The following is a 24186-nucleotide window of genomic DNA, read 5'->3' as shown; positions in this document are numbered from 1 at the left end:
ATTAGAAAACATAGCATAAGAAGAAAAGTAAATCAATAATCGGATTAAAAATGAAAGTGCAGGGAAAAGACAAAGTAGAGGTGAAGATTTCTATGGAAAAGTTACAGACGATTACAGAAGCCAGACAAATAATTTCCGAAGAGAAACTGTCGCTGGTGTATATTTCCCAGCCGACCTGTTCTGTCTGCCATAGCCTGAAACCGCAGGTGGAAGAGTTGCTTGAGAGCTATCCGGAAGTAAAAGCGATTCACCTGGATGCAACTGAAATTCCGGAGGTATCCGGAGAATTTCAAGTGTTTACGGTACCTGTGGTACTGGTCTATTCAGAAGGAAGAGAACTTATAAGAGAAGCACGTTTCGTACCGGTGGGAGAACTGGATTATCAGCTGAATAAATTGCAGGATGCCATGAACGCATAAGAAGAGCCGCTCTCCAAAAGAACGGCTCTTCTTTATCATTGCTACACTTTTCTCGGAATCCATCCCGGAACACTCATTATTTTTGACCACATCGGTTCGGGAATCACCAGCTCTTCCTGCGCTTCCATATCCATTTCCGTAACTATGTGGTCTTCCTGTCCTTTTTCCACTTTCACAGCCCAGTCCGGGTCGATAAGAAGCTCTCTTCCTAAAGCCAGCAGTGGTACGGTTTCGAGTGCTTTTTCCGCATCTTCTTTTGTTCTTATTTCTCCGACGCCGACAAGAGGAAGGTCAGCCCCGATCTGGTCTCTGATCTGCCGAATGACGGAACTTCCATTGCCTTCTTCCCGGATGGAAGACTGGTGGAAATCTCTCAGGGAAATATGAAGATAGTCCAGTCCTTTTTCGGTTAATTCGCTGACCAGTTTCATCGTGTCTTCAAGCGTAATGCCGGGAGTGTGCGGTTCTTCAGGAGAAAAACGGTATCCGGTGATGAAAGGGGCCCGGGCGTATTCCCGGACGGCCTGCTTCACCGCTTCCGTAACTTCTAACGGGAATGTCATACGCTGCCACACATCTCCGCCCCATTTATCGCTCCGGCGGTTCGAGTGAGGGGAGAAGAACTGCTGAAGCAGATATGTATTCGCTCCATGAAGTTCGACTCCGTCAAACCCGGCTTCAATTGCCCGTCTCGTAGCCTGTTTGAAATCCTCGACTGTCTGTGAAACTTCTTCTGCAGTCATCTCTCTCGGAGTTGCTGCTCCTTCACGTTCGGAGGGGACGGCACTGGCCGATACCGGTGTTTCGTCCGGCAGGAGGTGTGGCGGGCTCATTCGTCCTCCGTGATAGATTTGCAGGATGGCTTTTGCTCCTTCTTCATGGATGACTTCTGCCAGTCGTTTCAGGCCCGGAATAAGTTCGTCACGGTCTACTCCTATTTCTCCATCGAAGCCTTTACCCTGCGTATTTACGTTTGCGCAGGCCGTGATGACGGCACCGGTTCCACGTGATCTTCTTTTATAATAAGTCAGTTCTTTTTCGGATACCCGGCCGTCTTCTTCCGAGAGAAAATTTGTCATGGGGGCCAGGATCAGCCGGTTTTTCAACGTTACGCCCGAAGGCAGTGTATATGAATCGAACATTTCTGTTTCCTCCTTTGCTTTTATGAGTTTAACATTCGGAGAAAGGCAAGGTCTTTTAAATTGCTTTTATCATCCGTCATTAAACAGATATTTATTCTGCTGAAGATTGTACGTGTTATTATTCCCGTACACTTACGGAGCAGGCCGGATGAAACGAAATATATTTGAAGGGAGCAGTGGCAAAATGGAACCATTTATACGCAGCGATCAATACCACTTCCTGAAACAGCAGCTCCGCCACATTGTTCAGACGAATGCACTTGTTAATGACAGAGAAATGGTCCGGACAGTGCAGGGGCTGGCGATGGACAAGATGAAGGATGTTTTTCACGGTCTCACCGATCTGCAGAAAAGGCTGCTGGAAGGGATGACCGAACTTGAAGACCGGACAGATGTGGAAATGTTTGAAGCACGTATCCTCCCACTGGTCCATCCCTTTGAAATGCCGGAGGAAGGGGAGGTCAGAAGTCTGTTTCCGCACCTTTCCCGGGTGAAAACGCCCGTGCTCGGGACCGGCGTGGACCGGCGTGATCTGACTTACGTAAGCTGGTTCGACCCGGGACTCGACAGAAAATTCATTGCAACGTACAGAGAGGGCGTCCTGACGGGTATGGAAGGGTCCTTCACTTACAGTGGACGGAAAAACATGTGTGTTATCTGTCGCGAACATGAGTATGTCGGGCTTTTTGTTACAGACGCTACGGCATACAAAAGAAAAGGAAATTACGTCTGCAAAGACAGCATTACGTGTAACCGGAATATAACAGACCAAAAACACCTTCATAAATTCATGGACGACATAAAAAGATAGGAGACGCTGTCTTTTTATGTCGTCTTTTTGCGGAATTTTTCTTTCTTGAATTTTCCGAATTTTTTATTTATACTTTACATACCAACTGGTTAGTATGCGAGGAGGAGAAATGATGGATTTTTCATATAATGAAAAAACGAAAGAGTACCGGAAGGCCGTGCGTTCATTCATGCAGGAATATGTCTACCCGAACGAAAAAGTGTTTGCCGAACAGCTGAATGCCCAGCCTGACCGATGGAGCGGGATTCCGCCAATCATTGAAGAACTGAAGAAGAAAGCCCGATCGCTCGGACTGTGGAACCTTTTCCTCCCGGATGAAGAAATCGGGGGAGGACTTACCAACCTGGAATATGCACCTTTATGCGAAGAAATGGGAAAATCGATGTTAGCTCCGGAAATCTTCAACTGTAACGCACCGGACACAGGAAATATGGAATTGTTGTCTATGTATGGTTCCCGGGAGCAGAAAAAGAAATGGCTGGAACCTCTTCTTGCCGGGGAGACCCGTTCCTGTTTTGCGATGACCGAGCCGGATGTCGCTTCTTCGGATGCGACGAATATCTCTTCCAGCATCGAGAAGAAGGGTGACTCTTATATTATAAACGGCGCGAAATGGTGGTCGACCGGAGCGATGGATCCGAGGTGTTCTTTCGCTATATTTATGGGCAAGACAGATACGGAAGCTCCGAGACACAAACAGCAGTCGATGATTATTGTACCTATGGATGCAGAAGGGGTGTCCGTGAAGCGTCCGTTGAATGTCTTCGGCTATGATCATGCCCCGCACGGGCACGCGGAAATCGAGTTTACGAATGTAGAGGTGCCGAAAGAAAACCTGATTCTCGGCGAAGGACGCGGTTTTGAAATAGCCCAGGGAAGGCTCGGGCCGGGGAGGATCCACCATTGTATGAGACTGATCGGAGCTGCAGAAAGGGCGCTTGAAGATCTGTGCAGACGCGTCCGTCACAGGGAAGCATTTCACCGCCCACTGGCTGAACAGGGAGTGATACGCGAATGGATCGCCGACTCCAGAACGGAACTTGAACAGGCAAGGTTACTGACTCTTCATGCAGCCTGGCAGATGGACAAAGTAGGAAACAAAGAAGCGAAAGCAGCGATAGCTATGATCAAAGTCACGGCTCCTTCGATGGCGCTCAACGTTATTGACCGAGCTATCCAGGCTCACGGGGGAGCAGGCGTCAGTGACGATTTCACACTGGCCATGAATTATGCGAATGCCCGGACGCTCAGGCTCGCAGACGGCCCGGATGAAGTTCACAAAAGACAGATTGCAAAACTGGAACTCTCTAAATACGAGGAGGATGGATATGCACGTACTTGATTATTTTAAGATGGAAGGGAAGACCGTTGTCATCACGGGAGGAGGAAGAGGTCTCGGAGCACAGCTCGCCGAAGGTATGGCTGAAGCGGGAGCTGATGTTGTGTTATGTTCGAGAAAACTCGAAAATTGCGAAGAGAAAGCATCCGAACTGACAGAAAATTATGGAGTGAGGACGCTGGCACTCGAATGTGACGTAACCGACGAAGACAGTGTGAGGGGCGTCATTGAGAAAGTGAAGGACGAATTCGGAACGCTTGATGTGTTAATCAATAATAGCGGGGCTACGTGGGGAGCACCCGTTCTTGATATGCCTACGGAGGCTTTTCAGAAGGTGATGAATGTTAACGTTACCGGTACGTTTCTGATGAGCAGGGAAGCTGCCAAAGTTATGAAACAGCAGCAGTCGGGTAAAATTATAAACCTGTCCTCAGTGGCAGGATTCGGTGGGGCCGATTCGAGATTTATGGACACCATCGGCTATAATACGAGCAAGGGAGCAGTGAATACGTTCACAAAAGATCTGGCTGTGAAACTTGCGGGAGACAATATCCAGGTGAATGCAATCGCTCCCGGGTTCTTCCCTACGAAAATGTCCGAAGGCCTTCTCTCGATGAATAGGGAATACATTCTGGATCAGACTCCGATGAAGCGTTTCGGGAAAGAAGGGGAATTAAAAGGCGCAGCGCTTTTTCTGGCATCCGGCGCCTCTGACTACGTGACGGGAGATATTCTCACAGTCGACGGGGGGATGCACGCAACTTGTTAAAAAGGAGGAAGCAGGCGTGAAAGGAAAGATTACCGAAACAAGCATTTCACTTTTCGGCCAAAAAGGCTTCAAGGAAACTTCTATACAGGAAATCGTCGATCATCTCGGCCTTACGAAAGGCACATTCTACTATTATTTCAAAAACAAAGAAGAAGTTCTCGTTCAGATTCATGAACGATTCATTGATGATTTACTTGAAAAACAGGAAAAAATTATGAGAAGCAGCCTTCGCCCGGAGGAGAAACTGCGCGAGCTTGTCAGGATGATGATCGAAAATATCCGTGCAAGTGTAAACAGTGCCATGATTTTTTTCCGGGAAATGCGGCACTTAAGTGAAGGAAAATTGTTATACGTAAGGCAGAAGCGGGATTTATTTCAGCAGAATATCGAAAAGCTTGTGCAGGAAGGTATAGAAGAAGGAGCATTCCGCACTGATCTTCGGGCGGACATGATCTCCTATTTCATTCTCGGCATGGCGAACTGGAGCTATTTCTGGTATGAGCCGGAAGGAGAAGTGTCGGAAGAACATCTGGCGGATATATATACAGCTATTTTATTACAGGGTCTGGAATCGAAAGAGAAGGAGTGAGGGACATGCACGAACATGATATAAAAGTGAGATTTTCGGAAACGGATCAGCTGGGACACGTAAATAACAACAATTATTTCATATATATGGAGGAAGCAAGAATACATTTCTTCGACTATCTCGACCTGGTCGGGGATGGAGAATGGAAGTTCGTTGTAGCTTCCGTAAAGTGCGACTTCGTTAAACAGCTGTACTTCGGTCAGTCGATTACGATTAAAAGTTTTGTGACGAAAATAGGGAACTCCAGTTTCCATTTGAAGCAGAACATGTATGAGAAAGAAAGTGGAGAACTTGTAGCGGAAGGGGATTCTGTAGTAGTCCAGTACGATTTCAAGACGGAAGCAAGCGAGAAGATGTCCGAATGGATGAAAAACCAGCTTGCTTCCTGTCAGTTTGAAACTGCAGAAGGGAGATGACTGTATGGACACTCGCGAAGTAAGAAAAGGAGAGGAACTGGAGAAAGAAGTTCTTGATGAATACTTGAGAAGTACGTTCACAGACCTTCCTGAATCCCCTTTAAACATCCGGCAGTTCGGGGCGGGGCATTCCAACCTTACGTATGAACTGAAAATCGGAGACTGGGAAGCCGTACTGCGAAGACCGCCGAAAGGGCCTCTCCCTCCCAAAGCCCACGACATGGAGAGGGAGTATAAAGTCATCAAAGCGGTCCATCCTTTTTTCCCTCTTGCACCTGAACCGATGGCTTTTAAGGAAGAAGAATTGATTGGAAAACCCTTTTTTATAATGGAAAGGAAGTCGGGGATCGTTTACGATACCGAATGGCCGGAAGGAGTCACACCATCTCCGGAACTTGCGAAGGATATTTCCCGGGAAATGGTCGACCGCCTGGTTGAACTTCACTCCATTGATTATACGGAGACTCCTCTGAAAAATATGGTTAAACCCGAAGGATTTATGGGAAGACAGGTAGAGGGGTGGATCAGGAGATATGAGAAAGCTCATACCGAAGATGTGAAAGAAGGGAACGAGCTGAAGAAGTGGCTCGTGGAAAACATACCGGAAAATGAAGAGAGTGCCATCATTCATTATGATTATAAACTCAATAACGCCATGTTTTCTCACGACAACCCGTCGAAGATGACCGGGCTGTTTGACTGGGAAATGACCACTGTCGGAGATCCTCTTGCAGATCTCGGGGCGGCCATGAGTTACTGGATGGAGGCAGAGGATTCTTCAGAGTTGAAAGAAGGACTCGGAAAACCCCCGCTTACGACAGCAGAAGGGTTCTACACAAGACAGGAATTTATGGACAGATACGCGGAGAAAAGCGGACGCGATTTAAACGACATGAATTTTTACCTGGCTTTCGCCTATTTCAAACTCGCGGGGATCGTCCAGCAGATTTATTTCAGATACAAACAGGGACAGACGGATGATCCGCGTTTCAGGCACATGAATCATTTTGTAAATAAACTTATGGATCAGGCTGCCGTGCAGGCAGGTATTACTGAAAAAAGAGAGGGATAAATTATGAAAGCTATACAATTCAAAGAATACGGAGAGGCGGACGTTTTAAACGAAGTCGACGTCGAGATGCCCGAACCGGGAGATAACGAAGTGCAGATTGAAGTGAAAGCGATCGGGGTCAACTTTGCTGATACGGCACGTCGCCGCGGCCAGTATGTTGTTCCTACCCCGCTCCCTTTCGTACCGGGGGCAGAGGTTGCCGGTGTTGTAAGTAAAAAAGGGAAAAGTGTCACAAACGTTGAAGAAGGGGACCGGATCGTTACCCTGGTAGAATCAGGCGGGTACAGCGAATACGTTACCGCAAACGCTTCTTCGGTCGTACCTGTACCGGACGGAGTGGAAGATGAACAGGCAGTAGCTCTGTTGCTTCAAGGTCTTACCGCTTATCATCTGATCAGCACGATGGGCCGTATGGAAAAGGGGGAAGCGATTCTCGTCCACGCGGCAGCCGGTGGAGTAGGAATGATTGCGGTGCAGCTTGCTAAGCATTTTCAGGCCGGCAAGGTCATCGCTACTGCCAGTTCCGAAGAGAAACTGAAGTTCGCCAAAGATTTGGGAGCAGATGCAGGAATCGACTATACGAAAGAAGACTGGCAGCAGGACGTTGTTGACGAAACCGGCGGGAAAGGCGTGGATGTCGCGCTCGAAATGGCCGGAGGTGACGTTTTCACAGAAACGCTGAAGACGATGCGTGCTTTTGGTCGCGTGCTTACTTACGGTGCAGCAAGCGGCCAGCCGCCTCAGTTGAACGCAGCCGGTCTCATGGGACGCAACCTTTCTGTTATAGGGTTTTTCCTTCCACAGATTATGAAATATCCGGAACTGGTTCAAAAAAGTATGAAAGAACTGCTGACTCTTGTACAGCAGGGAGAACTGAAACTTCACATCGGAGGAGTATACAAGCTTAGTGAAGCGTCGCAGGCTCACAAAGATCTCGAAAACAGAAAGACAAAAGGAAAACTGGTACTGAAACCTTAATAACGTGGATACGAAAGCTGTCGGGGACCTTTCCGGCAGCTTTTTTAATTGCACAGGGGATGTTTTCGGCGGAAAAGTGTTTAAAGCCTGCGACGGTGCGGTATAGAAAAAGAAAACAGTTAAACAGGAGGTTTTGATCATGCCCTGGGATACACAGGATTATCCGGACTCTTTGAAGAATCTGGACACGGCAGTTCGAAAAAAAGCGATAACAATCGCGAACGGCATGCTTCATGAAGGTTATGAGGAAGGGAGAGCTATACCTATCGCCACTGAACAGGCAAAGGAATGGTATAGTAATGCTTCAGAAGAGGACATCAATAAAGTGAAACAGATGACGGATAAGGAACTGCGGACGAGAGATGAGGAAAATCCGCAGAACAGTCGCCCGGAGCTTATGGAAAAAGGAGAACATGTCATTGCTCATGAAGATGGCTGGGCAGTACAGGCGGAGGATGCCAAGCAGCCTTCGGAAGTTTTCGAAAAGAAAGAGGAAGCAGTGAATCGGGCGAAAGAAATAGCTCAAAACAAAGGTACAGCTGCCATTATTCATAAGCAGGACGGTTCGATACAAGAGAACATTTCCTATAATAAGTAAAAAAAGTTTATTTTTGGAATTTATGGGTATACTAAAAAGCGTACATGATTTTCAATAAGGAGGACCCACACATGACAAACAACAACAAGGGAAGAAGCGGTGAAAACCGTACGGAGGAACAGAATAAAGAATACGGACGCCAGGGACAATATGCAAAAGGAAATCAGCAGTCCGGCAATAGCAGCAACATCGGAAACTCCGGTAACAACACCCCGGACCTCTCTGCAAAAGGAGAACATGTCATCGCTCATGAAGACGGCTGGGCCGTACAGGGAGAGAGTGCCTCCCAACCTACGAAAGTGTTTGATAATAAAGACGAAGCAGTAACAAGGGCAAAAGAAATAGCGCAAAATAAAGGTGGCAGTGTCATCATCCACAAGCAGGATGGCACAATCCAGGAAAATATTTCTTACGATAGTTAATAATGAACCGGAAAAGATCCGATAAAACATCCAAAAGGAAGCTCTCTGCAGAGGGCTTCCTTTTTTTATGAGATAGAGATAAATTATGAGTGTAAGGTTTTGAAATTTTCATAAGGGATTTCTACAGTGAAAAATACACCATCCTCGTCTTCGGTCGCAGCGATTACTACGTGAGAATCACCGAACACCGTCCGGAAAATTTCATCACCGTTATCAAACGGAGCGTCCAGGTTGAAACCGGTAGAGAGAATGGAATTACGGTTTTCCTCCGTAAGTCCTTCTGTTTCTTCAAGCGTGATCATCGGACGTACCAGGTTGCCTTCGGAGGCAGCCGTGTACTCATAGGATATATATATATTCACGAGGGAAGCCACTTCCCCAAGCATTTCGGCCGTGATCTCCTGAATTTCTTCGGCATCAATCAGGTAACGCACTTCCACGGGATCAAACCTTTTTAAATAATGGCTCACCGGCTTTCTCTCCTTTAGTCGAAAATTTTGAAGGGGCAATAGAAAAATGCAGCTGTATAATGAGTAAGCAGAGTTATGTAAAAGAAAATCCTTTCCCTCTATCTCACGGATAAAGGAAAAGGGAAGAAGTCGTGAAGGCTTTGGCAAAAATGTTGTAGGGGGAAGTCATTTTCCAAATTAGCGCCTTCCGTACTACCTTACCCGTTACGTACATTTGAAAACGTGTTTCAGCTTTATTTATCAATAATTTTTTTGATTTTTCTTTTTCCCTGCCTGAACAGGGGTAGCGAAGTAAGAAAATCGATTGCGACAGAAATGATCAGCCCGTGCAGAATCACTCCCAGAATCGTGAAAATAACGACGATCACCTGTCCCGGGAGAGTATCCGGTTCAAAGGTGGTTCTGCCGAAGAATGTAATAGAAAGAAGTGCACTGAGGAATGCGTCGGAGTAGGTCTCCAGTTCGTCCTCTATCCACGTAAGAGGGATAATAAGTAAAAAAATCAGGATGCTGATGGCTCCTGCCACAAAACCGAGATGCTGGCGTTTCAGGAAGCGGAGAAACGGCTTCGTGTAGTATTTGGTGATAGATTTCAACCGGAGCAGATGAAGAATTCTGGCAAAACGCGCAAGCTGGAAGACAGCATCCAGTGGAATGGCGGCAATGACTATAAAAGGGTGCTTTTTGACAAAATCCAGTTTACTTTCACTTTTAAAGAAACGATAGAGAAAGTCGAGAAAGAATATAGCCCACGTTCCCCACACAATAAGACTGTCGTACTGCATTTCCTGCCATATAGTGGCTACAGATAAACTGGCTAGAAGGACCATAAGTACTTCATATGCTGTTTTTCCGGGTCTTCTTTTCCAGCGATTCATCCTGCAGCCCTCCTTTGGGACTTCCATTATAGCATGGAACATTTCTGAAGGGCAGACGTGCGCATATGAGCCGTAAAAAAGAAAAAGCTGCCCTTATCAAGAGCAGCTTCCGGATTACAAATCCATTCCGTCATGGGGTTTTATTATTCCGTAAATCGTTTCAATATAGGGGAGGGTGAGGTTCTTTTCCGCTGCCAGACGCATCGCTCCCCCGTGGAGATGCTCCAGTTCAAGCGGCAGTCCTTTCCGTCGATCCTGATGCATGGAAGAAGTCATGTCGTCCCCGAGATTTTCGAGCTGTTTAAAAGCGTGGTCGACTTCATCCTGTCCTATTTTCACTCCTCTGGCGACGCTCAGTCTCTGCATATCCTCAAGCATCCGCCTGGCGATAGTAAAGGTTTGGGGATAGGCACGGATATCTCCGATAGGGGTATTCATTGCGGTGGTGATACCGGAGAAAGCTGTGATGAACATGTACTTTTTCCAGATTTCCTTCAGAATGTCCGAGCTCCACCGGCTGTTCATCACTGCCTGCTCCCCGGCAAGGGAAAGTTCTTCACATATCGACTCCTGGGAAGGGTGAAGAGGGCCGAATACAATATTGTGGAAGTCACTCGTATGCTCCACGTGTCCTTTCTCATTAAGGGTAGCTATAATAAAGGCAAGACCTCCGAGGACCGTCTCCTCTCCCAGTTCCTTTTCCAAAATAGCGTAATGTTCCACACCATTCAGAAGGGGCAGAACTTTTGCGCCTTTTTTTACGAGAGACTTCAGCCAGGGCATCGTCCCCTCCAGATGGTATCCTTTAACGGCGAGAACCACGAGGTCCGGATCTTCTATCACGGAAGGATCCTCTGCGATGTTCGGGTTTTCCCATACCGTATCTTCTACATTACTGTGGATTTTCATTCCGTGTGTCCTTAACTGTTCAGCTCTTCCTTCACGAACGAGATTGATGACGGTGTGACCGGCATCATGCCACCTCGTCCCGAAGTAAGCTCCGAGAGCCCCGGCTCCCACAATGACTATCTTCACTTCAATTCCTCCCTCTCAAATACTTACGAAACGATTATTTTTTAACCGTGGATTTCCCTGCATCAATGATGAGAATGATTGCAGTGATAGTATGCAGGATCCAGCCGACTACAGGTATGATTCCGAGGGCGTTCGCCACCATACCGGCGACGCTTCCTGAGCTGAATTCGTTCTGCTTAACGGAAACGATAAGTACGATTACGTGGAAAACGAACATAAATAGTAGCGGCTGCCAGCCGCCGCTCAGTATAAACGTCCCGCCTATGACCGGGATAGCCAGAAAAGCCTCACAAATACCGGTGATCCATTTTAATAAAGTTGTTGCACTCATAATGATCCCTCCCTTTCTGCTCGCGGTAAGGCCGCTTTGTATTCAAAAATTTTCGGGGGAAGCTGTAATTTCTCCGGAAAGATGCCGATTCTGTTCCCGATAAACAACAATCGTCCCTTATTCCTTTCCTGTTATAGCCTGTTATTAAACGCTTTTACCTGCATGGGATAAGTGAAAAAGTCCTCCATGCAAAAAGAAAACACCGGTGCGGCGGTGCTTTCTTTTAAATCATTTATTGGCTTTCTGTAATTTTTTTATCATTTTCAACGAACGGCCCGTTCCGACTGCGACAGACTCCAGCGGGTTCGGGGCCATATGTACAGGAACAACGATCTCACTTGACAGCCAGTCCTGCAGACCGTTTAAAAGTGCACCTCCGCCCGTAAGTATAATACCGCGATCGACTATATCCCCGCTCAGTTCAGGAGGACAGCTTTCGAGAGTCGTGCGGATCGTTTCAAGAATTTGTGCAAGAATCTCCTTCAAAGCGCCCTGTATTTCTGTAGAAGTGAGCTGAATCGGTTTAGGCAAACCGGTCACCATGTCCCGCCCCCGCACTTCCATTGTTCTTTCTTCATGCTCGACCGGAGCCTGGCCGACCTCCATTTTAATCAGTTCGGCGGTCCGGATGCCGATAAGCATGTTGTACTGTTTGCGTACGTAATTCATAATCTCCTCATCCATCACATCTCCGCCGGAGCGGATGGAGTTGCTGGAGACGACGCCCCCGAACGAAATGATAGCCACTTCACTCGTCCCACCACCGATATCCACTATAACGTTCGCAAGCGGTTCATCTACGGGCAAATCCGCTCCTATAGCCGCTGCTATCGGTTCCTCAATGAGGTGCACCTGTTTGGCGCCGTAGTTTTTCACAGCGTTTTCGATTGCCCGTCTTTCTACAGAGGTGGAACCGGACGGAGTGCACACTACTACCGTAGGTTTTCTGATAGACATACCGGAGGATTTCCCGGCTTTCTTCAAAAATTCTTTCAGCATCTGGGAGGTCATGTCGAAGTCTGCGATCACTCCGTCTCTGAGCGGTCTTACGGGTATGACGTTCTTTGGTGTTTTCCCGACCATCTTTTTAGCTTCTTCCCCTACGGCGATCACTGATTTGGTGTCCGTATTGTAGGCGACGACGGAAGGTTCGTTCAATAACATTCCTTTGGATTTGGAATAGATAAGTATGTTTGCGGTACCAAGATCAATTCCGATTTCTTCGTTAGATAGCATTGATTTCACTCCAGTGATGATAGATTTTTCTGAATAGATAACTCTATTATAATGTATTTGGGAAAACAGTGATAGAAATAAATGAGAGATTGTTTTATAATCGGGGGAAAGTAAAGACAGGGGGACGCTGCAGTGGGCGGTTATTTGACTTATGAAGACATACGAAAAAAAAGTGACGTCCTGAATGAATCGTATGAACTGGATGTTTCCATCTTTGAGGAAGTCGTAGATGATCTTCTGGAAAGTGAAAAAGATACGGAGAGTATCATTCTCGAAGGTTTCGAGAAATTGCTCCGTTCGGTGGATGAAACGATGACGGATATAGATTCTTTCATGGAAATGAAACCGAACTGTTTCATGGGCTGTGCTTTCTGCTGTTATTTCCCGATAAGGGTCAGCAAAATGGAAGCGAAGCTCTTCTTCCGCTCCATTGAACATATGGAGCCGGATAGAAAAGAAGATATTTACAGGCACTGGGAAAAATACTATGAAAAATTCCCCCGGAAGCTGGAAGAGGCTCTGGCTATTGAGGAAGACGATCCCGAGATGAAATGGAAATACAAACAGCTGAATTTACCGTGTCCGATGCTGGATGAGGAGAAGCAGTTGTGCAAGGCATATGAAATCAGACCGGTTCCGTGCCGTACGTATGTGAACTATTCCGACCCGACAGTCTGTGCCACGGAACACATGCCGAAAGAGACGACCAGTTACGACTTTCTTTATAATTTTTACTTCCAGGGTATAAATGAACTTGTGCAGGCTCTGTATGAAAACGGGGAAGAACTTCCTGTCGATTACCCGATGGACGCCTGGAGCTATGATTACCTTCCGGGATGGATCAGACAGTATCGGCAGGGAGAAATGCACGTATAGGGGGTGGGGAGATGGATCTTGCTCACATCGTTGAAGAGAAAATTAAAAAGGCGGTTGATCAGGGAGAGCTCGATGATTTGCCGGGAAAGGGCAGACCTTTGCCGGAAGATGAGTTCGCCCACGTGCCGGATGACCTAAGGAACAGTTACCGCGTATTGAAAAACGCCGGCATGTTACCTGAAGAGATGCAGATTAAGAAAGAAGTGGTGGAACTCGAGGAACTGCTGGATCAGATTGCGGATCCCGAAGAGAAAGAACGCACGGAAAGGAAATTGACGGAGAAACGTATCCGTTTTCAAATGCTTATGGAAAAGAGGAAAATGGCCCAGTCCGGAACTTTCGGCCAATATGAAAGTTCCATAAGAAAGCGGCTTTAAAACATAAACTTTCCGAGCGACCTCCGGGCCATACAGATCTGATAGGAAAGCCTCCCCCGCACAGGCAAGTGAGGGAGAGGCTTCATTTTTTTCTTTAAGAATAGAGACCGTTGTTAACCTGCAGAACGCTTCTCCTCTTTGGCGACTTTTAGGAACCGCTTCGTCTCCGAGGCTACGACTCCGGAAAGCAGGAGAAGTCCGATAAGGTTAGGGAAAGCCATAAGGCCGTTCATGACATCAGCGAAGGTCCAGACAGTACTGAGTTCAATTACCGCACCGATGAATACAAAGGCGACGAAAAGAATTTTGTAAAATCCGAGCCCCCGGTCGTTAGTCAGATAACCGAAGCATTTCTCTCCATAATAGGACCAGCCTACAATAGTGGAGAAAGCGAAGAAGATCAGTCCGAACGTGACGATGTATCCTCCTATATCGCCGAGGAAAGCACTGAACGATGCGGTGGTCAGGGCAGCACCATCCTCGCTTCCTTCCCCCTTGTATTCCCCGGCCATAACGATGGTCAGTCCGGTCATTGTACAGATGATAATCGTATCAATAAGTACCTGTGTCATGGACACGAGAGCCTGACGTCCGGGATAGTCCGTACGGGCAGCAGCGGCGGCGATCGGTGCCGAGCCGAGTCCAGCTTCGTTCGAAAAGACTCCACGGGCTACCCCGTAACGGATAACAGTACCGAGAATGCCTCCTCCGACTGCATTAGCGCTGAAAGCATCCGTGAAAATCGTATTGAAGGCAGGGCCTACGAGTTCAAAATTAGTAATAATGATTATTAATGCACCAAGAACGTAAAAAGCTGCCATAATAGGAACGAAAAACGCCGTTACACGGCCGATGCTTTTAATTCCGCCGAGAAGAACGAGACCGGCAAACACGAGAAGAATCAGGCCTGTAATCCAGGTCGGAACGTTGAATGTCTGGACTACAGCATCGGAGACGGAGTTGGCCTGGACCATGTTCCCTATGCCGAACGCGGCGATAGCTCCGAAAAATGCGAAAAGCACTCCCAGCCATTTTTGGCCGAGTCCGCGATCAAGGTAGTACATAGGTCCACCTGACATTTCACCTTTGTTGTTTTCGACCCGGTATTTTACGGCAAGTATTGCTTCTGCGTATTTAGTAGCCATGCCGAATATAGCGGTGATCCACATCCAGAATACTGCTCCGGGCCCGCCCAGCACGACCGCTGTAGCCACCCCTGCTATGTTACCTGTACCTATTGTGGCGGCAAGTGCAGTGGTCAGAGCCTGGTAGTGGGAGATGTCTCCTTTTTCTCCCTTCTGCTGAGCGCTTGGTTTAAATGCAAGTTTCAAAGCGTAAGGCAGAGTCCGGAACTGTAAAAAACCCAGCCGAAGCGTTAAGTAAACACCTGTACCTACAAGCAGTACGAGGAGAGGCCAGCCCCATACGAGGCCGCTTATGTTCCCAAGTATTTCGTTTAATCTGTCCATCTGAATCCCCCTTGTAAGATAATGCTTACATACTAAATATTCCGAAAATTCAACTAAAAGTCAAGGTTTTTATAGGAAAAAGTGAGGAAAACAGAAAAAACATTTATAATAAGAAGAGTGAAGGAGGTTACTATTATGATTCGTGTATTATTCATTTGTCTCGGTAATATTTGCAGGTCACCGATGGCCGAAGCCATTTTTCGCAGTAAGGTTGAACAGGAGGGGTTACAGGATAAAATAGATACAGACTCTGCCGGCGTGGGACACTGGCACGAGGGGTCTCCTCCTCATGAAGGTACCCGGGCTGTCCTTCGGAAAAATCACATACGTATGACAGATACGAAAGCCAGGCAGATTACGGAACAGGACTGGGAAGATTTCCACTACCTGATCGTCATGGATGATAATAACCTGAGAGATGTAGAAGCGATCAATGACAAAGAGGGTGTCATAATACAGAAACTGATGGATTACGCCGAAAATGTTCCGGAAAGTGAAGTGCCTGACCCTTACCTTACAGGCGATTTCGAAGGAACGTTTGAGCTCGTGAACAGCGGTTGTGAAGGGCTTCTGGATTCTATCAGAAGAGACCACTCATTATAGGGAAGGGAGGCTGCCAGTGCCTTCCTTTACTTTTATGAAAAAAACAGGTGTGTATGATTGAATAGTGATACAGAAGGTTGGTATAGTTAGAATCGTTAAAAAATAGAAAGGTGTGTATACATGAAAAAAATAACATTTTTATTTGCTCTCGCTTTTACTCTTATATTGGCTGCCTGCGGTACCGGCAGTGACGAGAGCTCCGGGGAGAAGGGCAATAGCAGCAAAAACGGTGAGAAAGAACAGACATTATTCAAGCAGCTTCAGGAAGAAGGTGCGACTGTAGCAACTTCCGGCACCCTGCTCGCTTCCACTTACTATCCGGAAGGATCGGATGAACTGACCGGTTATGATGTGGAGGTTTTGAGAGAAATCGGCAAACGGCTGGATATCGATATTTCATTCGAAGAAATCGGTGTGGACGGAATGCTTCCAGCCCTTAAAAACGGAAGAGTGGATATGGCGGCCAACGATTTTGAAGTTACCGAAGAAAGAAAAAGGGAATTCGCATTCAGCGAGCCCTATAAGTACTCCTTCACTTCGATAATTGTTCGTGAAGATGATTTATCCGGAATTGAAACGCTTGAGGACGTTTCCGGTAAAGTACACGGTGGGGGAGCGACCACTACGCACTCCCAGCTCGCCGAGGAACTGGGAGCTGAGCTGAAGACGTACAACAATGTGACCAATGACGTATATTTGCGAGACGTCGAGAATGGACGTACGGATTTCATCATCAACGACTACTACCTGCAGAAACTGGCGACAGAAGCTCTTCCTGATATAGATGTAAAGATACATCCGGACATTAAATTCAACGAAGCCAAAATTGCGGTCGTTCTGCCGCAGGATGCGGACGAACTGAAGAAGAAGGTCGATGAAGCGATTACGGAAATGAGAGAAGATGGAACGCTGAAAGAACTGTCGGAGGAATTTTATAATGCGGACGTGTCCAAACGGCCGGAAGAGGATATTCCTTCTGTAGATGAAATGGATCTTTAAGGAGGGAATGGAATGATCGGAATCGAGATAGACGATTTTGAACCCGGCAAAATATTTAATCTTCAACGTTCTATCGAAAATCTGCCCCTGATATTGGAAGGGATCCCCTACACAGTGCTTGTAGCTTTGGCAGGTATGATTCTCGGTCTGGTTCTCGGTTTCTTTCTGGCTCTGGCACGGTCGTCGGCTCAGCTGTGGCTGCAGCTTCCCGCCAGATTTTATATTTCGTTCATGCGCGGAACGCCGATACTTGTGTATCTGTTCGTCATTTACTTCGGGTTTCCGGCTGTAGGTATTGAAATCAACGCCGTTTCAGCTGCCGTTCTCGGTTTCGGGACGAACAGTGCCGCTTACGTGGCGGAAATCATTCGGTCCTCACTTTCAAGTGTGGACGGGGGTCAGTGGGAATCCTCCCGGGCTCTCGGGTTCTCCTACTGGAAGACACTACAGAGAATCATCGTACCCCAGGCGACGAGAGTGGCCATTCCGCCGCTTGCCAACGTGTTTCTTGATCTGTTGAAAGCTACCTCTCTCGCAGCAATGATCACTGTACCCGAAATATTGAATAAAGCGCAGATAGCGGCAGGGAGAACGGTGGATTCCATGACGATGTACATTACTGCGGCACTCGTTTACTGGGCTCTGACTTTATTATTCTCTTTCTTTCAGAACTATTTGGAGAAAAGATATAACAGATATGTATAAACGCCATCCGGAGACGGAGGCGTTTTTTTCTTTACACATCCACTGGCCTGCTATATAATCTAAATCGTAATCATTCTTATTTAGAATCGGAGGAGGCGAATCATGGCTCAGGAACCGCTTATTGAACTTGAAGATGTGTCTTTCAAATATGACAGGAATTGGGTAGTGGAGAACGTAAACATGACTATAAACGAAGGACAGTTCGTCGGTCTTGTCGGACCGAATGGTTCCGGTAAATCCACCCTGATCAAACTGATGCTCGGTCTCGAAAAACCGGTCAGAGGACACATCCGGCTGTTTGGTAAAGAAGTGAAAAAGTTCAATAGATGGCAGGAAGTGGGCTTCGTCTCACAGAAAGCGAACAGTTTCAACTCGGGATTTCCGGCTACCGTCTATGAAGTCGTCCGCTCCGGTCTTGTATCCCGTATGAACATGTTCCAGCTCTTTAATCACAGTCATAAAGATAAAGTGCTTGCCACTTTGCGCGAAGTGGAGATGGAAGAATATGCCCAACACTCTATCGGTGAACTGTCGGGAGGGCAGCAGCAGCGGGTGTTTATTGCCCGTGCTCTGGTGAGCGACCCTTCCCTGATTATTCTCGACGAACCCACTGTCGGAGTGGACAGTGAACATGTTACTGCTTTCTACGATCTTTTAGCTAAATTGAACGGAGAGCGCAATCTCACTCTTTTAATGGTAAGTCACGATATCGGCACCATTACAAGCCACGCTACACACGTGGCCTGCATGAATAAAACAGTCCATTTCCATGGTTCCACGGAGGATTACGAAAATATGGACGATGAAACTTTGAGTCTGATGTATGGTCACTCCCTGCAGCAGCTTACTCATAACCACGAAGGGAGTTCACTATGATTGAAGCGATTGTGGAATATGAATTTTTACAGAATGCGGTGATTACCGGTCTGCTTATCGGGCTTGTAGCTCCTTTGCTCGGAGTATTCATCGTCGTGCGGCGACTGTCGCTGATAGCGGATGCTCTCTCCCACATCACTTTAACGGGGATTGCTGCCAGTCTGCTGATTGAAAAGCGTGTATCGGCAGTGGACGACTGGAACCCGATGTATATGGGGATGGCGTTTTCCGTTCTGGGGGCTGTGTTCATAGAAAAATTGAGAAAAGTGTACAAGCATTACGAAGAGCTGGCAATCCCTATCATGTTATCGGGCGGAATAGGCCTCGGTGTTATACTTATTTCTCTGGCAGACGGATTCAATACGGACTTATTCAGTTATTTATTCGGAAGCGTTACAGCCGTCAGCAGAGGAAATATGTGGACAGTAGCTGTCATCACCACGCTGGTGGTAATTATCGTCCTTATGTTTTACAAAGAGCTTTTCGTACTTTCCTTTGACGAAGATCATGCGTCCATTGCCGGGGTGAATGCCAGGTTCGTCCACTTTTTATTTATTGTAATGGTAGCTCTCGTCATCGCCTCGGCCATGCAGGTAGTCGGCATACTGCTCGTTTCGGCACTCATGACGCTGCCTGTCGCATCCGCTCTCCGCATGTCCGTCAGTTTCAGGCAGACAATCGGTCTTTCGGTACTGTTCGGAGAAATTTCCGTTGTTATCGGGCTGATCAGTGCGTATCAGCTGGATGTACCGCCGGGAGGGACGATCGTAATGGCTGCGGTGGTGCTTCTTATGATAAGTATGCTGTACAAAAAATTCCGTTCCGGTCTTTTTGAGAAAGGAGAAAAAGTATGAGTGTAATGAACCGTGCTTTACAACAGCTGAAGGAGAAAGGGTACAAGAAGACGAAACAGAGGGAGCGGATTATAGAAATATTCGCATCGCACGATCAGTACGTACCGGCAAAGAAGATACTTCAGGATATGCAGAAGGAGTTTCCGAATATAAGTTTCGATACAGTCTACCGGAATCTTTATCTTTTATCCGGAGAAAACGTGCTTGAGGCTACAGAACTTGAAGGCGAAAAACATTTCCGGCTCAGCTGCGGTACCGGGCACCATCATCACCATTTTATTTGCACAGACTGCGGAAAAACGAAGCTGATAGAGTTCTGTCCGATGGAAAAGATAAATGAAGATTTAAAAGGCTATGATGTGGAAAGTCATAAGTTTGAAATTTACGGGAAGTGCCCGCTATGTGCTTAACCCCGTGAGTTTATAAAGAAAGACTTTCAGGCGTGAAGTAATTGTTATGGATGAGAGGTGTGTGGAATGAAAAAGTCAGGTATTGCTCTGTTTTTACTCGCAGTAGTCGTTCTCTCGGCCTGCGATAGCGGCGAAGCCGGGAAAAAAGGGAATGAGGAAAAGGGAGATGTCATTTATACTACTGTGTATCCATTGCAGTTTATGACTGAGAAAATAGCAGGTGAGACGCTTGAGGTCGAGTCTATCCTGCCGGCAGGTTCGGATGCACATACGTATGAACCGACGACCAAGGAAATGGTACGTATGGCAGAAGGAGAGGTATTCATCTACACGAAAGATGACTTCGAGGCATACGCAGAGACGATCGCCGATACACTGGAAGCGGAAGATGTCCGAACGGTTGCTGCGGCAGAAGGCTTGGGAGGGTTGAAGAAGGAGAACGGACATGAAGAAAAAGAAGGCGGGGATCATGACGGCCACAGCCATTCCTCGAGCGGAGAGGATCCTCACATATGGCTCGATCCTGTGATTATGACGGAAGTGGCGGAAGAGATTGAAAAGGAACTGGCGACTATGTATCCGGAAAAAAAGGATGAGTTCAGCGAGAATACAAAAAAGTTGAAGGCAAGACTTCACGAACTTGATGAACGTATGGCCGCCACCGTCAAAGAGGCGGACACTCAGGAAGTGATAGTCTCACACGCGGCATACGGGTATTGGGAGGACGCCTACGGCTTAAAACAGATTTCCGTAGCCGGTCTCTCCTCTACGAATGAACCTTCCCAAAAAGAACTCGAACACGTGATCGAAACTGCAGAGGAGCATGGACTCAACTACGTATTGTTCGAAAAGAACGTGTCTATGAAAGCGGCGGATATAGTCCAGGAAGAAATAGGGGCAGAAGCCCTTTATCTGCATAATCTGGCTACGAGAACAGAAGAAGAAGCGGAAAATGGAAAAGATTACTTCGACATCATGGAAGAAAACAGGGAAGTTCTCGAACAGGCCTTGAACCGGTAAAGAAGACCCGTCTACACTTCAGACCGGGTCCTGCGTGACGGATACATCTTTTTTGAAGAAGAACACAAGAAAAATAAAGACGAGCAGACCTACGATCAAAAAGAAGAGAGACAGGCCCGGAAGTATGTCAAGAACGATCCCCGACAGAAACGGACCGAGAATACTGCCGATGCTGAACGACATCCCGCATAATATATTTCCGGCAGGGAGGAGTTCCCGGGGCAGAAGATCGGTCATATAAGAGATGCCGAGGGAAAATAAAGATCCGACACAAAGCCCGGCGAAAGCAAAGCATAGAAACAGTACAGTGGCCGAAGACTCGTAGAAGGAAGCGATGAGAAAAGCGGCTGTGCCTCCGGCAAGAGCATAGCGTATGACGCGAGGGCGCCCTATGGAATCGCTCCAGCGGCCGAGCGGAATCTGTGATAAAAGACTTGCTGCAGCGAAGGCCGGAATAATGAAAGAGACGGTCTGCACGTTGTGACCGATACGTAAGCCGTAAACCGGGAATATGCCGTGCAGCGACGCTTCCAGAAAGCCGTAGCAGAGCGGACCGAGAAAAGCGGGCCAGGCTATTGCGGCGGCTTTGAGGAATCTTCTGAACGAACTGGATCCGTGAGCGGAGGCGTAATCTTCCTCCGGAAATTCATTTCCCACTTTCAGCATGAACAGCCATACGCCCAAACTGAGGAAAGAAGCCAGTAGGAAAGGAAAGTACGTACTGACCGAAAGAAGATTGGTCATAAGAGGGCCCAGTGTGAAACCGAGACTGAAGAACAGCCCGTAATAGGCGATACTGCGTCCGCGGCTTCCTTTGTCGGCCGTAGTCGTAATCCACGTCTGCGTACCGAAGTGCAGAATCTGATCCCCGATACCTATAGCTACACGGAGGGCGAACCAGAACCATAGGGACTGCCAGAAAGGAAAAAGGAACAGCGACGTAACCACCAGGAGACCTCCGACCATAATAATCGGCTTGAAGCCGAGGGAACGGAGCGGCTTTTCTATAAAAGGGGAAGCAAGGAGAATACCTATGTAAAGACCTGTAGCATGGATGCCATTCAAAGAGGAGGATACTCCGTTCTGTTCCAGAATGACAGCCAGTAGAGGGAGGAGCATCCCTTGAGAAAAACCGGAAATAGTAACGAGTCCTATTAAGACACGAAATCTCTGTTTTACACTGAACATGGTACTTCCTCCCTCCGGTAAAGTCTTCCTACAGAATAAGCGAACAGAGGGATCGTTTGCAAGAAGATTAATTTTACGTTAGAAATACAGATGAATCGGTTATACTATGAATAAAGACGCATTTTAACAGAGGAGTGAGAGGGAATGGAATTTTATCTGAAAGATGAAGGCATCCGTACATCATTCGAGTTCGACAATCTTAATATTTCCAGTGATGAGAATTACGGTTTCCGTCCTTACCAGCTGATGACGGCTTCCATAGCCGGGTGCAGCATGAGTGTGTACCGGAAAATTCTCGATAAGCAGAGGATCAAATATGAAGACATCAATCTTACAGCTGATGTGAAAAGAAACCCTGATGAAGCGAACCGGATTGAAAAAGTCCATCTTCATTACGTAGTGAAAGGATATCATCTGAACCAGGATAAGCTGGCTAAAAACCTTGAAGTAGCAAGAAAAAACTGCTCGATGGTGCAGTCAGTGAAAGACAGTATCGACATTGAAGAAACGATAGAGTGTATTCAACTGAGCTGACTGGAGCCCTCTGCCTGGAGGGCTTTTTCTCCGGAAAAAATATCGACAGTGCGGTTGAACTGTACTATCATGAACTGGAATCGATTTAGAAGAAAAGGAGCTTTTTATGGAGGATCAGGAAAAACTGAGTAATTTGAAATTGAAGTTGGCTCAATTCGCCGAACGGATCGATGAACTGGATCCGGAGGAAACGGACGTCAAAGACATTGATGAACTGATACGAATGCTTGATGAACTCGAAGATAGAATGAAATGACTTTTTCAACCTTTTCAGACATTATGTGAAAGGGTGGATTTTTTTATATTTATTCTTTATCATGGTAAATCGTTAATGAGATGAAAGGGGTGGAGATGATGGCATCGGCTGTTATTGTATCCGTGCTGGTTTTGACTATTCTCAGTCTGGCCAGGGTCAATGTTATAGTAGCAATTATAGCTGCAGGTCTTACAGCGGGAGTGATGAACGGAGAATCGCTGACGGAGGCTCTGGATTTGTTCATCGCCGGCATGGGAGACCAGGCTGAGGTGGCGCTCAGTTATATACTGTTGGGAGCTTTTGCGGCCGCCATCAGTTTTTCGGGTATTACGACGCTTCTCGTGCAGACGCTCCTGCACCTGCTGAAAGATAAAAAAGTATGGCTCGTATTCATCATAGCAGCAGTGGCGAGTCTCTCACAGAACGTCGTCCCTGTACACATCGCTTTTATTCCGATTCTTATTCCACCGCTTTTACACATGTTCGACCAGATGAAATTGGACAGAAGAGCTGTAGCGGCAGCACTGACATTCGGTTTGAAAGCACCTTATGTCACTATTCCGCTCGGTTTCGGTCTTATTTTCCACCAGACAATCCAGGATGCGATGCAGTCGAATGGAGTGGAAACATCTATCAGTACGATCGCCAAATCGATGATAATACCTGGTCTCGGGATGGTGACCGGTCTTCTCGTCGCTGTACTTATCACTTACAGGAGACCAAGGGAGCCGCGCGCTTCGGATGGAAGCGGTCTTTCCGAAATACCGAAAGATGAGCAGGTGACATTTCGAAAACAGCACGTTTACACCATTATAGCGATCGTAGTGACGCTCTTTATACAGGCAGTGTGGGGGAACCTTATATTTGCAGCTCTTGCCGGACTGATCGTTATGTTCATCTTCAGAGTCGTTCCTTTTCAGTATGGTGATCGTACGATGGGAGAGGGCATAACCATGATGGGTTTTATCGCTTTTGTCATGCTGACGGCTGCCGGGTTCGCTAACGTCCTTACAGAAACAGCTTCTGTCCAGGACCTCGTGGAATCGAGTTCAGGCATGATCGGTGATAATAAAGCAGTAATTTCACTCGTGCTTCTTCTCGTAGGCCTTGTCGTTACCATCGGTATAGGTTCGTCTTTCGCTACCGTCCCTATTCTTGCTGCGTTATTCGTTCCGATTTGCCTGGAAGTCGGTTACTCTCCTATGGCGATCGCTATTCTGATCGGTACGGCAGGGGCTCTCGGTGATGCCGGGTCCCCCGCTTCCGACAGTACGCTCGGACCTACGTCGGGTCTTAATGCGGACGGTCGTCACAATCATATCTGGGATACATGCGTACCGACTTTCCTGCATTATAATATACCTCTGATCATTTTCGGATGGGCGGCGAGCCTTCTATTCTGATGGCACTTTATTGAAAGTCTTACTTTTTCTCTTCGGGAAGAAGTAAGGCTTTTAATTTTCAACGGTTCCTGAAGAGCCTAAGGTTTCGTCTATACTGAAGTAAGGTAGAGA

Annotated in this window: 30 protein-coding genes; 22 read left to right on the top strand and 8 right to left on the bottom strand. The window is 47.1% G+C overall.

Going from position 1 to position 24186, the window contains the following annotated elements; all coding sequences use genetic code 11:
* Positions 1-92: 92 nt before the first annotated feature.
* Positions 93-419: a thioredoxin family protein gene (locus AAV35_RS10415; RefSeq protein WP_040609157.1), complete on the top strand. Its 327-nt coding sequence runs from the start codon at positions 93-95 to the stop codon at positions 417-419.
* 41 nt (positions 420-460) lie between these two features.
* Here AAV35_RS10415 and AAV35_RS10410 read toward each other — a convergent pair whose 3' ends face one another.
* The gene (locus AAV35_RS10410; protein WP_008588370.1) at positions 461-1561 is read right to left on the bottom strand and encodes an NADH-dependent flavin oxidoreductase; all 1101 of its coding nucleotides are present in this window, start codon (positions 1559-1561) and stop codon (positions 461-463) included.
* 148 nt (positions 1562-1709) lie between these two features.
* Between AAV35_RS10410 and AAV35_RS10405 the strand changes: the two genes are divergently transcribed.
* The 9 genes from AAV35_RS10405 (at position 1710) to AAV35_RS14225 (ending at position 8555) form a co-directional block, all read left to right on the top strand.
* Positions 1710-2372, top strand: a complete 663-nt coding sequence (locus tag AAV35_RS10405; RefSeq protein ID WP_040609127.1) for a FusB/FusC family EF-G-binding protein — start codon at positions 1710-1712, stop codon at positions 2370-2372.
* Between the two features lie 112 nt (positions 2373-2484).
* Positions 2485-3714: an acyl-CoA dehydrogenase family protein gene (locus AAV35_RS10400; protein WP_008588375.1), complete on the top strand. Its 1230-nt coding sequence runs from the start codon at positions 2485-2487 to the stop codon at positions 3712-3714.
* A complete protein-coding gene (locus tag AAV35_RS10395; RefSeq protein ID WP_008588377.1) occupies positions 3701-4480 on the top strand; it encodes an SDR family oxidoreductase in 780 nt (259 codons plus the stop codon). Before AAV35_RS10400 ends, AAV35_RS10395 begins: the two co-directional genes overlap by 14 nt.
* A 16-nt stretch (positions 4481-4496) precedes the next feature.
* On the top strand, positions 4497-5069 hold the full coding sequence (locus AAV35_RS10390) for a TetR/AcrR family transcriptional regulator (protein ID WP_008588379.1): 573 nt from the start codon (positions 4497-4499) through the stop codon (positions 5067-5069).
* Between the two features lie 5 nt (positions 5070-5074).
* On the top strand, positions 5075-5485 hold the full coding sequence (locus AAV35_RS10385) for an acyl-CoA thioesterase (protein WP_008588381.1): 411 nt from the start codon (positions 5075-5077) through the stop codon (positions 5483-5485).
* 4 nt (positions 5486-5489) lie between these two features.
* The gene (locus tag AAV35_RS10380; RefSeq protein ID WP_008588382.1) at positions 5490-6557 is read left to right on the top strand and encodes a phosphotransferase family protein; all 1068 of its coding nucleotides are present in this window, start codon (positions 5490-5492) and stop codon (positions 6555-6557) included.
* A 3-nt stretch (positions 6558-6560) separates the two neighbouring features.
* Positions 6561-7535, top strand: a complete 975-nt coding sequence (locus tag AAV35_RS10375) for a quinone oxidoreductase family protein (protein ID WP_008588385.1) — start codon at positions 6561-6563, stop codon at positions 7533-7535.
* Positions 7536-7674: 139 nt separating this feature from the next.
* Positions 7675-8133 carry a DUF2188 domain-containing protein gene (locus tag AAV35_RS10370; RefSeq protein WP_008588387.1) on the top strand — a complete coding sequence of 153 codons (459 nt, stop codon included), beginning with the start codon at positions 7675-7677 and terminating at the stop codon, positions 8131-8133.
* Between the two features lie 71 nt (positions 8134-8204).
* The gene (locus tag AAV35_RS14225) at positions 8205-8555 is read left to right on the top strand and encodes a DUF2188 domain-containing protein (RefSeq protein WP_008588389.1); all 351 of its coding nucleotides are present in this window, start codon (positions 8205-8207) and stop codon (positions 8553-8555) included.
* 83 nt (positions 8556-8638) lie between these two features.
* Here AAV35_RS14225 and AAV35_RS10360 read toward each other — a convergent pair whose 3' ends face one another.
* From AAV35_RS10360 to mreBH, 5 genes are all read right to left on the bottom strand, one after another.
* Positions 8639-9025, bottom strand: a complete 387-nt coding sequence (locus AAV35_RS10360; protein ID WP_008588391.1) for a hypothetical protein — start codon at positions 9023-9025, stop codon at positions 8639-8641.
* 233 nt (positions 9026-9258) lie between these two features.
* Complete coding sequence (locus AAV35_RS10355; protein WP_008588394.1) at positions 9259-9903, bottom strand: hypothetical protein; 645 nt, start codon at positions 9901-9903, stop codon at positions 9259-9261.
* 114 nt (positions 9904-10017) lie between these two features.
* The gene (locus tag AAV35_RS10350) at positions 10018-10938 is read right to left on the bottom strand and encodes a ketopantoate reductase family protein (protein WP_008588396.1); all 921 of its coding nucleotides are present in this window, start codon (positions 10936-10938) and stop codon (positions 10018-10020) included.
* 34 nt (positions 10939-10972) lie between these two features.
* A complete protein-coding gene (locus tag AAV35_RS10345; protein ID WP_008588398.1) occupies positions 10973-11269 on the bottom strand; it encodes a hypothetical protein in 297 nt (98 codons plus the stop codon).
* Positions 11270-11497: 228 nt separating this feature from the next.
* The gene (gene mreBH / locus AAV35_RS10340) at positions 11498-12505 is read right to left on the bottom strand and encodes a rod-share determining protein MreBH (RefSeq protein ID WP_008588401.1); all 1008 of its coding nucleotides are present in this window, start codon (positions 12503-12505) and stop codon (positions 11498-11500) included.
* A gap of 132 nt (positions 12506-12637) precedes the next feature.
* Here mreBH and AAV35_RS10335 point away from each other — a divergent pair, with 132 nt between their 5' ends.
* Together AAV35_RS10335 and AAV35_RS10330 are read left to right on the top strand one after the other, a co-directional pair.
* Positions 12638-13381 carry a YkgJ family cysteine cluster protein gene (locus tag AAV35_RS10335; protein ID WP_008588403.1) on the top strand — a complete coding sequence of 248 codons (744 nt, stop codon included), beginning with the start codon at positions 12638-12640 and terminating at the stop codon, positions 13379-13381.
* Positions 13382-13392: 11 nt separating this feature from the next.
* A complete protein-coding gene (locus AAV35_RS10330) occupies positions 13393-13758 on the top strand; it encodes a DnaJ family domain-containing protein (RefSeq protein WP_008588405.1) in 366 nt (121 codons plus the stop codon).
* 113 nt (positions 13759-13871) lie between these two features.
* On the opposite strand, the gene AAV35_RS10325 is transcribed toward AAV35_RS10330, so the two are convergent.
* On the bottom strand, positions 13872-15227 hold the full coding sequence (locus AAV35_RS10325) for an alanine/glycine:cation symporter family protein (RefSeq protein WP_008588407.1): 1356 nt from the start codon (positions 15225-15227) through the stop codon (positions 13872-13874).
* A gap of 135 nt (positions 15228-15362) precedes the next feature.
* Between AAV35_RS10325 and AAV35_RS10320 the strand changes: the two genes are divergently transcribed.
* From AAV35_RS10320 to AAV35_RS10290, 7 genes are all read left to right on the top strand, one after another.
* Entirely contained in the window at positions 15363-15830 is a 468-nt protein-coding gene (locus AAV35_RS10320; RefSeq protein ID WP_008588409.1) for a low molecular weight protein-tyrosine-phosphatase, read from the top strand.
* Between the two features lie 120 nt (positions 15831-15950).
* On the top strand, positions 15951-16829 hold the full coding sequence (locus AAV35_RS10315) for a transporter substrate-binding domain-containing protein (protein ID WP_008588412.1): 879 nt from the start codon (positions 15951-15953) through the stop codon (positions 16827-16829).
* A 12-nt stretch (positions 16830-16841) separates the two neighbouring features.
* Positions 16842-17534, top strand: coding sequence for an amino acid ABC transporter permease (locus AAV35_RS10310; protein WP_008588414.1), 693 nt, complete (start codon positions 16842-16844; stop codon positions 17532-17534).
* A gap of 102 nt (positions 17535-17636) precedes the next feature.
* The gene (locus tag AAV35_RS10305; RefSeq protein ID WP_008588416.1) at positions 17637-18410 is read left to right on the top strand and encodes a metal ABC transporter ATP-binding protein; all 774 of its coding nucleotides are present in this window, start codon (positions 17637-17639) and stop codon (positions 18408-18410) included.
* Positions 18407-19264, top strand: a complete 858-nt coding sequence (locus tag AAV35_RS10300; RefSeq protein WP_008588418.1) for a metal ABC transporter permease — start codon at positions 18407-18409, stop codon at positions 19262-19264. The genes AAV35_RS10305 and AAV35_RS10300 overlap by 4 nt, the downstream gene beginning before the upstream one ends.
* Positions 19261-19674 (top strand): Fur family transcriptional regulator, encoded by a 414-nt coding sequence (locus tag AAV35_RS10295; RefSeq protein WP_008588420.1) that lies wholly within the window; start codon positions 19261-19263, stop codon positions 19672-19674. Before AAV35_RS10300 ends, AAV35_RS10295 begins: the two co-directional genes overlap by 4 nt.
* A 66-nt stretch (positions 19675-19740) precedes the next feature.
* Positions 19741-20694, top strand: a complete 954-nt coding sequence (locus AAV35_RS10290) for a metal ABC transporter substrate-binding protein (protein ID WP_008588422.1) — start codon at positions 19741-19743, stop codon at positions 20692-20694.
* An 18-nt stretch (positions 20695-20712) separates the two neighbouring features.
* Here AAV35_RS10290 and AAV35_RS10285 read toward each other — a convergent pair whose 3' ends face one another.
* A complete protein-coding gene (locus AAV35_RS10285; protein ID WP_008588425.1) occupies positions 20713-21882 on the bottom strand; it encodes an MFS transporter in 1170 nt (389 codons plus the stop codon).
* Positions 21883-22026: 144 nt separating this feature from the next.
* Here AAV35_RS10285 and AAV35_RS10280 point away from each other — a divergent pair, with 144 nt between their 5' ends.
* From AAV35_RS10280 to AAV35_RS10275, 3 genes are all read left to right on the top strand, one after another.
* Entirely contained in the window at positions 22027-22416 is a 390-nt protein-coding gene (locus AAV35_RS10280) for an OsmC family protein (protein WP_008588428.1), read from the top strand.
* 106 nt (positions 22417-22522) lie between these two features.
* Entirely contained in the window at positions 22523-22672 is a 150-nt protein-coding gene (locus tag AAV35_RS14500; protein WP_008588430.1) for an SE1561 family protein, read from the top strand.
* 98 nt (positions 22673-22770) lie between these two features.
* The gene (locus tag AAV35_RS10275; RefSeq protein ID WP_008588432.1) at positions 22771-24075 is read left to right on the top strand and encodes a Na+/H+ antiporter family protein; all 1305 of its coding nucleotides are present in this window, start codon (positions 22771-22773) and stop codon (positions 24073-24075) included.
* Positions 24076-24186: the final 111 nt, after the last annotated feature.

Origin of the sequence: Salimicrobium jeotgali, assembly GCF_001685435.2 — a bacterium.
Classification (GTDB): Bacteria; Bacillota; Bacilli; order Bacillales; family Halobacillaceae; genus Salimicrobium; species Salimicrobium album.
This window is presented reverse-complemented; position numbering and strand designations above follow the sequence as displayed.